This window comes from Pseudomonas sivasensis, from assembly GCF_021391435.1.
Taxonomy (GTDB): Bacteria; Pseudomonadota; Gammaproteobacteria; order Pseudomonadales; family Pseudomonadaceae; genus Aquipseudomonas; species Aquipseudomonas sivasensis.
This window is the reverse complement of sequence record NZ_CP090029.1, coordinates 811,512-824,206: the sequence shown is the minus strand read 5'-3', so window position 1 is coordinate 824,206 and position 12,695 is coordinate 811,512. Positions and strand designations below refer to the sequence as shown.

The window sequence follows — 12,695 nt, the reverse complement described above, 5'->3', positions numbered from 1 at the left end:
CCGTGCTGAACAAAAGACATTTGCCCTCGATCACCGCCCTGCAGTGTTTCGAAGCAGCCACCCGCCACCTGAGCTTCACCCGCGCCGCCGAGGAGTTGAACCTCACGCAAAGCGCGGTCAGCAAACAGGTGGCGCAGTTGGAAGAGCTGCTGCAACACCTGCTGTTTCGCCGCGTGCGTCGCCGCTTGCAGATGACCCCGGCGGGCGACCTGTACCTGGTGGAAGTGCGCAAGATCCTCACGCAAGTGGAGATGTCCACCCACTACCTGCGCTCCTACGGCGGCGAGACCGAAGTGCTGCGCGTGTCCACGCCTTACACCTTCGGCGCGCGCTGGCTGGTGCCGCGCCTCAAGGGTTGGCGGTTGCGCCATCCGCAGATCCACCTGGACCTGTGCAACGAGCAGGAGCCGGACGAACTGCTGCAAGGCAAGGCCGACATGGCCTTCTACTTCGGCCAGGGCTCGCGCCCCGGCACCGAGAGCCTGAAGCTGTTCAGCGAAGAACTGGTGCCGGTGTGTGCACCGGAAAGTCTGCCCGCGAAGCCCTTCAACGACCCCACGCAACTGAGCGAACTGGTGCTGCTGCAAAACGCCTCACGCCCCCAGGGCTGGCATGACTGGTTCGCCGATCAGGGTTATCACACCGAGCACAGCTACCACGGGCCGCGTTTCGACACCTTTTATATGTGCATTCGAGCGGCGCAGGTAGGCTGCGGTGTAGCGCTGCTGCCGCGGTTTCTGGTGGAAGAAGAACTGGCCGACGGCAAGTTGGTAATCCCCTGGCAGCACGCGATGCCGAGCCAGGATGCGTATTACCTGGCTTATCCCGAGCATTCGGCGGAAGTGCCCAAGGTGCGCGAGTTTGTGAAGTGGATGATGGAGCAGGTTCTTTAGTGCCTGGAATACCGCCATCGGGGCAAGCCCCCTCCCACATTTGAAACACATTCCAAGTGTGGGAGGGGGCTTGCGCCCGATGACGCCAGTGGCCTCACTGAAAAAATCACTGGCAAAACCCCACAGGTCTATGCGCCACTAGCCCCCTTCCTTAATTGTGCGTAAAGGCCGGCGCCCATCGCCGACCCGTCTGGAGATTCCCGTTATGAGCGAGAGTGTGTTTGCCGATCGCATCGTGCAGAACCTGCTCGACACCGACTTCTACAAGCTGACCATGATGCAGGCGGTGCTGCACAACTACCCCAACGTGGAAGTTGAATGGGAATTCCGTTGCCGTAACAGCGAGGACCTGCGCCCGTACCTGGCGGAGATTCGCTACCAGATCGAACGCCTCGCCGAGCTGAGCCTGAGCCCGGACCAACTGGGCTTCCTGGAACGCATCAGCTTTATGAAGCCGGACTTCCTGCGCTTCCTCGGGCTATTCCGCTTCAACCTGCGTTATGTGCAGACCGGCATCGAGAACGGCGAGTTGTTTATCCGCCTGCGCGGGCCGTGGCTGCATGTGATCCTGTTTGAAGTGCCGATGCTGGCCATCGTCAGCGAAGTGCGTAACCGCTACCGCTACCAGACCGTGATCCTCGAACAGGCCCGCGAGCAGTTGTACCGCAAGTTCGATTGGCTGACGGCGAATGCCAGCAGCGAGGAACTGTCGGAGTTGCAAGTGGCCGACTTCGGCACGCGCCGACGCTTTTCGTACCGGGTGCAGGAAGAAGTGGTCAATGTGCTCAAGCATGACTTCCCCGGGCGCTTTGTCGGCACCAGCAACGTGCACCTGGCCCGCGAGCTGGACATGAAGCCCCTGGGTACCATGGCCCACGAATGGATCATGGCCCACCAGCAACTCGGCCCACGTCTGATCGACAGCCAGATCGCCGCCCTCGATTGCTGGGTCCGCGAATACCGTGGCCTGCTGGGCATCGCCCTGACCGATTGCATCACCACCGATGCCTTCCTCGGCGACTTCGATTTGTACTTCGCCAAGCTGTTCGACGGCCTGCGCCACGATTCTGGGGACCCGGTGCAGTGGGCAGAAAAAGCCATCGCTCACTACCACAAGCTGGGTATCGAGCCGATGAGCAAAACCCTGGTGTTCTCCGACAGCCTGTCGCTGCCCAAGGCCTTGGAGATTTTCCGTGCGCTGCGCGGTCGCATTAATGTGAGCTTCGGCATCGGCACCAACCTGACCTGCGATATTCCAGGAGTGGAACCGATGAGCATCGTGCTTAAAATGACCGCCTGCAACGGCCAGCCCGTCGCCAAAATCTCCGATGAAGCGGGCAAGACCCACTGCACCGACCCGAATTTTGTCGCCTATTTGCGTCACGTTTTCAAAGTACCTGCCATTTCCAGCAAGGAGTGAATCATGCAAGCCGTACAGCGCGAGATTGCTGAACAGCTCAAGGTGCAAGCGCCGTTCAACGACCAAGCCGCCCTTGAGGCCGAGGTTGCCCGACGCGTGACCTTTATCCAGGACTGCCTGCGCAATTCCGGACTCAAAACATTGGTGCTGGGCATCAGCGGTGGCGTCGACTCCCTGACCGCTGGCCTGTTGGCCCAGCGCGCGATGCAAGAACTGCGCGCCAGCACCGGTGACGAGGCCTACCGCTTTATTGCCGTGCGCCTGCCCTACGAAACCCAGTTCGACGAAATCGACGCCCAGGCATCGGTGGACTTTATCGAGCCCGACGAGCGCCACACCGTGAACATCGGCCCGGCGGTCAAAGCCCTGGCCAGTGAAGTGGCGGCGTTTGAAGGCAAGGCGGCGGTGTCCCGTGACTTCGTGCTTGGCAACACCAAGGCGCGCATGCGAATGGTGGCGCAATACACCATCGCCGGCGCGGCCGGTGGTTTGGTGATCGGCACCGACCATGCGGCGGAAGCGGTGATGGGGTTTTTCACCAAGTTCGGTGACGGTGCATGCGATCTGGCGCCGTTGAGCGGGCTGGTAAAAAACCAGGTACGCGCGATTGCACGGCACTTTGGCGCGCCGGAGTCGTTGGTGGAGAAGGTGCCGACGGCCGACCTTGAAGACCTGTCGCCAGGTAAGCCGGATGAAGCGTCACATGGCGTGACGTATGCCGAGATCGATGCGTTCCTGCACGGTGAGCCGGTGCGCGAAGAGGCGTTCAGGATTATCTGCGAGACCTATCGCAAGACTGAGCACAAGCGGGTGATGCCGTTTGCGCCGTGAGGTGAGCCAGATATTTTTGTGTTGATTGGCAGGCCGCTATCGGGAGCAAGCCCCCTCCCACATTTGATCGCATTCTCATGTTAGAACTCGGTCAAGTGTGGGAGGGGGCTTGCTCCCGATAAACGATAACCCGGTCTTACTTGACGACCACAGTGCCTTTCATCATCGAGATGTGGCCTGGGAACGAGCAGAAGAACGCGTAGTCCGTACCAGCAGCCAGCTTGGAAACATCGAAAGTCACCGAATCTTTCTCGCCGGCACCGATCAGCTTGGTGTGGGCGATGATGCGGTCGTCACCCTCTTTCAGGTAGTTCTTGTCGATGCCAGCGGCCATGCCGTCAGTGGCAACCGGTTGCATGTTGGCGGCAGTGGTCAGCACCCAGTTATGGCCCATGACGTTTTTCGGCAAGCTGCCCGAGTGTTCCAGGTTCACGGTGAACGTCTTGCAGCTCTTGTCGATCACGATTTCCTTGGTGTTGAAGGACATCTGATCGGTGGAGTCGACGGTGACATTGCACTCTGCGGCAAACAACTGGCCACTGGCCAAAGTCAGCAGGGAAACAGCAACGAGTTTGGCAAACATGTGAATCTCCAAGGCAGGGTTTATAAAACGCGGATTGCGGTAAGGGTGCCTCAAGCAGGCTTGAATTCTTATGATCTGAATCAACAGATTGTATACAACTTTAGGCTATCAGACTTATCAACACAATCTACCAGCCAAAGTAGCAGTACCTGCCTATGATCGGCCCATCACCCAGTGGAGTCCGAACCATGCACCTCAATCACCTGTTCAATGGCCTGCTGGCCGCGTACGCCTGCGGTAAGTGAAGGCAAAGCGCCCCTTGAAGCTGCTACCATGTCGTCACAAGGCAGCTGCGCGCCGCCACCCTCACCTTCGACCCTAGAGGATCGCCCATGGCCAAACCTAATTACTCCTTCGCCAAACGTCAGAGAGACTTGGCCAAGGAACAGAAGAAAGAGGAAAAACTGCAACGCAAGAAAGCCGCTGTCGATGAAGAAGCGGGCGCACTGAACCCGGACGCGGAAGGTGAAGTGGCAGCAGACGAGACCGAAACCCCGAAAGACCCGGCTGAATAAATTCTGTTGTGGTGAGCAGGCCCCCCCCTGTCTCACCACACTCCACCGTTATTCCAGCGGCATCACCGTCACCCGCACCTCCGGGTCATGGTTCCCTCCCCCCAGAATTACCCCACGCAACGGCGACACATCGGAAAAGTCCCTGCCCCAGGCCAAGGTGATGTGCTCCAGTGCCGGCTGCACATTGTTCGTCGGATCAAAATCCACCCAGCCTGACACCGGGCAAAACACCGATACCCACGCGTGGGACGCATCAGCACCGATCAGCCGTGGCTGGCCGGGCGGTGGCTGGGTGAGCAGGTAGCCGCTGATATACCGCGCAGCCAAGCCCCGCGAGCGCAGGCAGGCGAGCATCAGGTGGGCGAAGTCCTGGCACACGCCACGGCGGCGTTCCAGCACTTCCACCAGCGGTGTGGCGACTTGGGTCGCTTCGGCATCGAAGGTGAATTCACTGAAAATCTTTTCCATCAGCGCCTGCACGCCCAACAACAAGGGTTCGCCAGGGGGAAAACAACTTTCGGAGAACTCGACGAAGGTTTTTTTCAGGTGCACGTAGGGTGATTCAAAGCGATACCGACAGGCTTCGATTCGCTCAGGGGTCATCGGCTGGCTGCTGTAGGTCAGGCTGTCACGGGTCTGATCCCAGGCCGGCGACTGCCGAAAATCCAGTACAGGCCGCGCCAGCACCTCCACGGTCAGCCCAGCGTTGACCAGCAATTCATCGTGAGGCCGCTCGAACGCCAGGCGGGTGATCGGGTTGCCGTATACATCCAGCTCATCGCGGCGCGAGGTCGGCTCCGGGCTGATATCCAGTTGTTGCGACGTGCAGCGCTGCCAGGCACAGGGTCGTGGCCATAAGTGCGCCAACTGCTGGGCCAGGGACACCGGGCTGTCGTAGTGGTAGTGGGTATCGTGGAAAATCTGATAGCGCGCGCTCATTACACCGACACCGTTTGCTGGCTGACATCATCCACATGGGCAAAATGGCGCAACGCGAGGCGATCCGACACTTGCCCGCTTTCATCGGCCACCGCTTGCAGCAGGTCGGCCAGGCCGTCCAACGCAGCACGTACGCTGGACTCGCCAAACAACGGGTTCTCCAGGCAACCCAAGTCGAAACGCGCCAGGCGCTCCACCAAGGGCGCCAGGCCCGTCTCCCGTGGCACACCAAAATCGTCATTAAGGCGACGCAAAGTGCGACTGACCAATTTGAGCTGGAACAGCACGGCATGGGGGTTCTGCTCGTCGAGCAGCAACAGGTCGAGCACCGGAATCAACTGCGGCACCGCCAAGTAGCGCGAGCGGTATGTGATGCTGCTGTTGCCCAACTCCAGCAACCACTCCAGCCCCGCCTGATCGAACACCGCGACGCCACGCAGGAACGCCGCCAGGCTGCTGCTTAAGAATTGCAGGCGTTCTATGCGCCGGCCCATCATCAGGAAACGCCAGCCTTCGTCGCGGGTCATGTCGTCCAGGGCAAACCCGGACAGCGCCGCCAAAGACATCACCAGGCGGTTGAGAAAATCCAGCAACTCGCCAAAGTCCGGCGCTTCACTTTCCAGCTCCATGGCTTCGCGTTGCAGCTCCACCAAGGCCTGCCAGTTCTCGCGGGACAACTTGCCACGCACCTGGGACGCCGCCCACTGCAAGCGTTGCAGGTTGGCGCGCAGGCTCGATGGCCAGTCATCGCCGAGCAACGCTGCGAGCAGACGCTCCGGCAGTTCGCCCTCTTCCGGCAGCAGGCGCAGGTTTTCGCCCAGCTCCACCGCCGCCAGCAACGCCAAGGGATCGTCGCCGTCGACATAACGCGCCAGCACGATTCGCAACCAGCGCGCGCTGTCATCGCAGCGCTCGCAGTAACGGCCAAACCAGAACAGGTTTTCCACCACCCGCGACGGCAGATAAGGATCGCGGCGCACCAGGTCATGGGCACCAATCGTGCGCTGGGCACGCCACTGCTCACCACCGGGGGCTCGTTCGCCGAGCACCCAGGTGTCTTTGCTCGCACCGCCGCGTTGCATCGACACCACTTCGGCATCGGCCTCAGCAGCCACACGGGTCAGGCCGCCGGGCAGTACGCGATAGCCCTCGTCACTGGCCACGGCGTACACACGCATGCCGATGGCACGGTGCTGCAGGTGGTCATCCACGGTGTGCCACACCGGTGCCTGGGACAGTTGCGCCAGCTCCTGGGCGACGTAGGCGTACGGCCGCGCACGCATGCGTTCGGCCAGGGCCTCGCGCTGTTCATCGTTCAGATCGCGGCCAAACACCGGGGCGAAACTCTGCGAGGGGAACGCGGGTTTGATCAGCAGCTCCGGCAGTTTTTCCAAGGCTTCGGCGAGCACCGGTGCTTCACCGCACCACCAGGTGGCGATGGACGGCAGGATCAGTTCTTCGCCAAACAAAAACTCGTTTATTTTCGGCAGGAAACCCAGCAACCCGGGCGACTCCAGCACGCCGCTGCCCAAGGCATTGGCCACCAGCACATTGCCCTGGCGCACCGCATCCAACAGGCCCGGCACGCCGAGGGCCGAGTCGGTGCGCAGTTCAAGCGGGTCGCAGAAGTCGTCGTCCAGGCGCCGCATGATCGCGTGCACCCGGCGCAGACCGCTGAGGGTTTTGAGGAACACGGTGCTGTCGCGCACGGTGAGGTCGCCACCTTCCACCAGCGGATAGCCGAGCTGGCGCGCCAGGTAGAGATGTTCGAAGTAGCTTTCGTTGAAGCGGCCTGGGGTGAGCAGCACGATCAGCGGTGTCTGGTCATCGCCGGGCGCCTGGCGAACCAGGGTTTCCTGGAGCGTGCGGAAGAAACCGGTGAGGTGCTGCACCTGCAAGTCACGGTACAAGTCCGGGAAGGCGCGAGACACGATGGTGCGATTTTCCAACGCATAACCGGCGCCCGATGGGGCCTGGGTGCGGTCGGCCGTCACCCACCAACGACCATCCGGAGTGCGCGCCAGGTCCACCGCGTACAGATGCAGGAAAGCACCGTCGGGGGGCTGGATACCCTGGCACGGCCACAGGAAATTGTTATGCCCGAACACCAACTCCGCCGGCAGCAAGCCTTCTTTGATCAAGCGTTGCGGACCATACAGATCAGCGAGCACGGCATTGAGCAGGCGCGCCCGCTGGGCGATACCGGCCGACAGGTGCTGCCATTCATCCGCCGCCAATACATGGGGCAGCAGGTCCAGCTCCCACGGACGATCGGCGCCCTTGGGGTCGGCATAGACGTTGTAGGTCACGCCGTTTTCCTGGATCTGCCGCGTCAGCAGCGCCTGGCGCTGGGCCAACTGCGCGGGGGTGCTGCGTTGCAGGTGATCAAGCAAGCGCCGCCAATGGGCACGCACCGCGCCGCTGCCATCCAGCAGTTCGTGATAAGTGCCCGCGGTCAGCGGGTAACGGTCGAGCAAGTCGGACATGGAACGCTCGGCAGAGGCAAAGGGGCTCAGATTACCCTAACAAACACTGCAAATCCCTCTGTGGTTTCCAGGCTTTGTGGTGAGCGGGCTTGCCGCGCGCGAGGCATGCTCGCTCACTACATAATCTGGAGTCACAGTTGGATAGGGCTCAGTCATTTTTATTGGGGAAACGCCGCAGATCCAGGGTCATAGGGAATTCGTCATTGATCACAACACTCGGTACGGTGAGCTTCCCAGGCGTGTGGCCGAGACGGAAAAACCGCGCCATGCGCCGGCTCTCAGCCTCATTGGCGTTCACCGGTAAGCTGTCGTAATTGCGTCCACCCGGATGCGCGACGTGGTACTGGCAACCGCCCAACGAGCGTTGCATCCAGGTGTCCAGCAGGTCGAACACCAGCGGCGCATGGACCGGGATAGTCGGCTGCAAGCAGTTGGCCGGTTGCCAGGCGCGGTAACGCACGCCAGCGACAAACTCGCCGACTCGCCCGGTCGGTTGCAGCGGCACTGGGATGCCATTGCAGGTCAACAGGTAGCGTTGCGGTGGCAACCCGCTCAACTTCACTTGCAGGCGCTCAAGGGACGAATCCACATAGCGTACCGTGCCGCCCACCGCGCCCTCTTCGCCCAGTACATGCCAAGGTTCCAGGGCCTGGCGCAGTTCCAGTTCGATACCGCTGACGGCATAGTCGCCGACCTTGGGGAAACGGAACCCCAAATGCGCGGCGAACCATTCGGCACGCAGTGGGTAGCCGGCGGCGTTGAGTTCGACGATCACGTCGGCAAAGTCCTGCTCGATAAAGTGCGGCAGCAAAAAGCGGTCATGCAACTCGGTGCCCCAGCGCGCCAGTTTCGGCGGTGCGTAAGGCTCACGCCAGAACCGCGCCACCAGCGCCCGCAGCAGCAGTTGCTGAGTCAAACTCATGCGCGCGTGGGGCGGCATTTCAAAGGCGCGCAGCTCCAACAGGCCCAGGCGGCCGGTGGCGCCGTCGGGCGAGTAAAGCTTGTCGACGCAGAATTCGGCGCGGTGAGTGTTGCCCGTCACGTCGATCAGCAGGTTGCGCAGCAGGCGGTCCACCAGCCAGGGCGGGCACTCCTCGCCGGGCTCGGGCATTTGCGCGAAAGCGATTTCCAGCTCATACAGCGCGTCGTTACGCGCCTCATCCACTCGCGGCGCCTGGGACGTCGGGCCGATAAACAAGCCAGAAAACAGGTAGGACAGTGACGGGTGGTTATGCCAGTAGCTGATCAGGCTGCGCAGCAAATCGGGACGACGCAGAAACGGTGAATCCTTGGGCGTCGCGCCCCCGAGCACAAAGTGGTTACCACCACCGGTGCCAGTGTGACGCCCGTCGATCATGAATTTTTCGGTGGTCAGGCGGGTCTGTCGCGCCTCTTCGTAGAGAAACTCGGTGCGCTCGACCAACTCATCCCACGTGGCGGACGGCTGCACGTTGACCTCAATCACACCCGGATCCGGCGTCACCCGGAAGTTGCTCAGGCGCATATCGAATGGCGGTTCGTAGCCTTCCAACAGCACCGGGCAGTGCAGCTCTTCGGCAGTGGCTTCGATGGCGGCAACCAGTTCCAGGTAATCCTCGACGCGCTCCAGCGGCGGCATGAACAGGTACAGGCGCCCTTCCCGTGCTTCGGCGCACAGTGCGGTGCGGGTCAGCCAGTCAGCGGACTCGTCGACCTCGGGCACTCGCTCATCGCTCGGCGCTGCTTCGCCGTGGCTTTGCAGTTGGGCACTGGTTGGCAGTTCCGGCTGATCCTGATTAGGGTCGGTGGGGTTCACGAACGGATACTCCGCCGCCGTCACCCACGGCTGCGAGGCCAACGGCAGGCGATAGCCAAGCGGTGAATCCCCCGGTACCAGGCGGCAGTGGTTATCGCGCAGGTACCAACGCCCACTTTGCCAGCGGTCATTCGCGGCCGTACGTGCCAGCGGCAGCACCTGGCCGATGACTTTATCCAGGCCCTGGCTGAACACTTTGCGCAGGCGTTCGCGCTCTAGGTCGTCGCTCAAGCGCGGGTCCTGGGCGGTGACGTTCTGAGGCAACGCACCTTCGCGCCACAGGTAGTAAAAATTGTCTTCGAAGGCCGGGAATACAAAACGCGCCGGCAACTTGAGGCGTTCGGCAACACTGGCCAGGAAGCGCCCGGCCAGCACGCCATCGGCACCGTAGTCCTCTTGCTCATCGGCAATCAGTGCACTGTTGTGCCAGATCGGCACGCCGTCGCGGCGCCAGTAACAGTTGAGCGACCAGCGCGGCAGTTGCTCGCCGGGGTACCACTTGCCCTGGCCGAAGTGCACCAGGCCCTTGGGCGCGTAGTGCTTGCGCATGCGCTGGAACAGCTCGGCGGACAAGCGGCGTTTGTCGGGGCCAAGGGCCGCGGTGTTCCACTCGGCGCCGTCGGGGTCGTCGATGGACACAAAGGTCGGCTCGCCACCCATGGTCAGGCGCACGTCGTCCTTGAGCAGGTCGCCGTCGATCTGCCGGCCCAGGGCCTGGATCGCCAGCCACTGCTCTTCCGTGTACGGCTTGGTCACCCGGGGGGCTTCCCAAATGCGCTCTACCGACATCTCGTGGGTGAATTCACACTCGCACGGTTCCACCAGCCCGCTGATCGGCGCGGCAGACGATGGATCGGGGCTGCATGCCAACGGGATATGCCCTTCACCGGCAAACAATCCGGAGGTTGCATCCAGCCCGATCCAGCCGGCGCCGGGCAAATACACCTCGCACCAGGCATGCAGATCGGTGAAATCCACCTCAGTGCCGGACGGGCCATCCAGGGCTTTGACGTCGGCGGTCAGCTGGATCAGATAGCCGGACACAAACCGCGCCGCCAGCCCCAGATTGCGCAGCAACTGCACCAACAACCACGCCGAGTCGCGGCAGGAGCCGGAGGCGTTTTCCAGGGTGAACTCCGGGGTTTGCACGCCAGGTTCCATGCGGATCAGGTAACCGATATCGGTGGCCAAACGCTGATTGAGCCCCACCAAGAAGTCCACGGCGGGCAGTGGCGTGCGGTCGATGCCGGCCAGGTAGGCGGCAAACTTCGGCGTCAGCGGCAGGGTTTCCAGGTACGGCGCCAGCTCGCGCTGCTCATCGGCGGCGTAGCTGAAGGGGATTTTTTCGGCGTAGGGTTCGAGAAAGAAGTCGAACGGATTAAAGACTGCCATCTCAGCGACCAGGTCAACTTCGATCCGCAGGTCATCGGTCTTTTCCGGGAATACCAGGCGCGCCAGGTAATTGCCCTGGGGGTCTTGCTGCCAATTGATGAAGTGCTGCTCGGGCAGCACTTTCAGTGCGTAGGACAAAATCCGCGTGCGGCTATGGGCCGCCGGACGTAAGCGCACGATCTGTGGCCCGAGTTCGACGGCACGGTCGTAGCGGTAATGCGTAACGTGGTGCAACGCGACATGAATCGACACGGCGGCCTCCTGCGAGCCAGGGCATGAACACAACGCGCGCAAGACTTATGCCAGAGCGGCAGCCATTGCGCTTTATCGTAAGACCCGGTGCAGTACAGCACCAAAACGGCGCCATCGTAGGTGCCGTGGTGCGAGGGTTGCACATATTTGTGGCGAGCGTGTGCAAACAGGTGGCGAATCTACCCAGTCAGCCGCGCTTACCCTTCGCGATCACCGCCTGGCGCAGGTGGCGTATTTCGAAGAGCTTTTGGCGCATTTCACGATGGCGCTTGCTGTTAAGCAACAATAACCCCAGCAACGGAAACAGCACGGCCGAGCCATAGACCCAGCCATTGAGGCCGTATTGAATCATCGGCAGTACGAACAATAGGCAGGCGCCCAAATACCCCGCGACGAGCCGCGTCGCCCAGGGATACCCGCGCGCAATCATGACATTGCCAAAAACCAGCACCGCCACCAGCACCAGGATGGCGCCTCCCGAATAGCTGGACTTGAGGGCAGGATCGACACCGCGCAGATACGTCACGCCGGCCATGGACACCGCAGCCGAACCGGAGAAGATCGCCATAAAAATAGTGCCCATGAACACCGGGAAATATCGGGCCAGAAATCCGCCCATATCGGGAAAGCCGTTCATTCCGTCAGATCCTCGTACAGGCCGATAGCAATAGTTTCGGCCGTGCCCACGTGGCCGGTTCGATGGCTGCCCCAGATCCCCAACAGCCCCCCGATGGCATCCTTGAGCTGAGTCAGCGTGGCATGCCGGATTTCGGTGGAGCTGTAGCTCTTGGTCAACGTGCCGGCGCGCTGCTGCAACTTGAGCAACTTGGGGGTCAGGCTGGGGTCTTTCAGGCTCAGCAGTTCTTTGGTCAGCTTCTTGCGTTCCTGGCGGCTCAGGCCCTTGAGCAACTCGTACCAACTCTTGCCCAACGCAGCTGCTTTGTTGGCCTTGAGCAACCGAATCGTGGTCAAGGCACCTGTTCCGATACCCACCAACGAAGCCGCGTCGAGAAGGGGGGAAACGGCGCCGTACCATGCGGCGTCATCCATGCGGTCGTTGGCATCCGGATCAAGCACTTCGTTATAAGTGCGCGCCACGCCAAACCCGCATTGAGCGCTGCTGGCCAATGCCGCCGTGATGCCAATGCCGACCACAAACGCGCTGGCACCGGCGGTGAACGGCACCGCGACGCTGCCGCTGAATACCACGATCCAACCGATCACCGCGGCGCTACAGGAAAGGCTCATGTCAAACGCTTCCTTCTGGAGGCGCCCTTCCCGGGGATCGGTCTTCACCTGCTCCACAAACTGTGCGGGCGAGATGTACTTCTGCGCCTCGCGCAAGATGATGCGCTTGGGTTTGATGCTGCAGATCGGCTTGAATTCGCGCAGGGTGATGACGTTGAAGTCGGCGTCGATGTACACAACGCCCGCGCCGACGATGCCGGGGTCGGCGTCGATGGCAGCGAACAGGCGCGGTAGGTTGATCTGGCTTTCGATGCGCTGGCGCGCCATGAACTGCGAACGGTTGAAGTCCATGCCGATGCCGGCCAGGGGGTTGCCCATGGGGTGTTCTTCCTTGAAGGGGT

At 61.6% G+C, this 12,695-nt stretch carries 10 protein-coding genes; 4 read left to right on the top strand and 6 right to left on the bottom strand.

The features are described from left to right. Positions 1-2 precede the first annotated feature (2 nt). The 3 genes from LRO94_RS03565 to nadE all read left to right on the top strand — a co-directional run bounded on the left by LRO94_RS03565 (position 3) and on the right by nadE (position 3,144). Positions 3-893 (top strand): LysR family transcriptional regulator, encoded by an 891-nt coding sequence (locus LRO94_RS03565; RefSeq protein WP_032890523.1) that lies wholly within the window; start codon positions 3-5, stop codon positions 891-893. Between the two features lie 205 nt (positions 894-1,098). Next, complete coding sequence (gene pncB, locus LRO94_RS03560) at positions 1,099-2,313, top strand: nicotinate phosphoribosyltransferase (protein ID WP_032890522.1); 1,215 nt, start codon at positions 1,099-1,101, stop codon at positions 2,311-2,313. A gap of 3 nt (positions 2,314-2,316) precedes the next feature. Beyond that, the gene (nadE, locus tag LRO94_RS03555; protein WP_032890520.1) at positions 2,317-3,144 is read left to right on the top strand and encodes an ammonia-dependent NAD(+) synthetase; all 828 of its coding nucleotides are present in this window, start codon (positions 2,317-2,319) and stop codon (positions 3,142-3,144) included. Between the two features lie 136 nt (positions 3,145-3,280). On the opposite strand, the gene azu is transcribed toward nadE, so the two are convergent. Further along, on the bottom strand, positions 3,281-3,727 hold the full coding sequence (azu, locus tag LRO94_RS03550) for an azurin (RefSeq protein ID WP_032890518.1): 447 nt from the start codon (positions 3,725-3,727) through the stop codon (positions 3,281-3,283). Positions 3,728-4,059: 332 nt separating this feature from the next. On the opposite strand from azu, the gene LRO94_RS03545 reads away from it, so the two are divergent. After that, positions 4,060-4,242 carry a hypothetical protein gene (locus tag LRO94_RS03545; RefSeq protein WP_032890516.1) on the top strand — a complete coding sequence of 61 codons (183 nt, stop codon included), beginning with the start codon at positions 4,060-4,062 and terminating at the stop codon, positions 4,240-4,242. Between the two features lie 48 nt (positions 4,243-4,290). Here the strand turns inward: LRO94_RS03545 and LRO94_RS03540 are convergent, their stop codons facing one another. From LRO94_RS03540 to LRO94_RS03520, 5 genes are all read right to left on the bottom strand, one after another. After that, positions 4,291-5,181, bottom strand: a complete 891-nt coding sequence (locus LRO94_RS03540; protein ID WP_032890514.1) for a transglutaminase family protein — start codon at positions 5,179-5,181, stop codon at positions 4,291-4,293. Continuing rightward, positions 5,181-7,667, bottom strand: coding sequence for a circularly permuted type 2 ATP-grasp protein (locus LRO94_RS03535; protein WP_233896930.1), 2,487 nt, complete (start codon positions 7,665-7,667; stop codon positions 5,181-5,183). Before LRO94_RS03535 ends, LRO94_RS03540 begins: the two co-directional genes overlap by 1 nt. A 148-nt stretch (positions 7,668-7,815) precedes the next feature. Then, entirely contained in the window at positions 7,816-11,106 is a 3,291-nt protein-coding gene (locus LRO94_RS03530) for a transglutaminase family protein (protein ID WP_233896928.1), read from the bottom strand. A 187-nt stretch (positions 11,107-11,293) separates the two neighbouring features. After that, positions 11,294-11,743 (bottom strand): hypothetical protein, encoded by a 450-nt coding sequence (locus LRO94_RS03525; RefSeq protein WP_095186062.1) that lies wholly within the window; start codon positions 11,741-11,743, stop codon positions 11,294-11,296. Further along, positions 11,740-12,672 (bottom strand): NAD synthetase, encoded by a 933-nt coding sequence (locus tag LRO94_RS03520; RefSeq protein ID WP_179179591.1) that lies wholly within the window; start codon positions 12,670-12,672, stop codon positions 11,740-11,742. Before LRO94_RS03520 ends, LRO94_RS03525 begins: the two co-directional genes overlap by 4 nt. Positions 12,673-12,695: the final 23 nt, after the last annotated feature.

Bases quoted from the DNA above. Each gene is read 5' to 3' on its own strand.
- pncB (WP_032890522.1), top strand. From the start codon at position 1,099: ATGAGCGAGAGTGTGTTTGCCGATCGCATCGTGCAGAACCTGCTCGAC.
- nadE (WP_032890520.1), top strand. From the start codon at position 2,317: ATGCAAGCCGTACAGCGCGAGATTGCTGAACAGCTCAAGGTGCAAGCG.
- azu (WP_032890518.1), bottom strand. From the start codon at position 3,727: ATGTTTGCCAAACTCGTTGCTGTTTCCCTGCTGACTTTGGCCAGTGGC.
- LRO94_RS03545 (WP_032890516.1), top strand. From the start codon at position 4,060: ATGGCCAAACCTAATTACTCCTTCGCCAAACGTCAGAGAGACTTGGCC.
- LRO94_RS03540 (WP_032890514.1), bottom strand. From the start codon at position 5,181: ATGAGCGCGCGCTATCAGATTTTCCACGATACCCACTACCACTACGAC.
- LRO94_RS03535 (WP_233896930.1), bottom strand. From the start codon at position 7,667: ATGTCCGACTTGCTCGACCGTTACCCGCTGACCGCGGGCACTTATCAC.
- LRO94_RS03525 (WP_095186062.1), bottom strand. From the start codon at position 11,743: ATGAACGGCTTTCCCGATATGGGCGGATTTCTGGCCCGATATTTCCCG.
- LRO94_RS03520 (WP_179179591.1), bottom strand. From the start codon at position 12,672: ATGGGCAACCCCCTGGCCGGCATCGGCATGGACTTCAACCGTTCGCAG.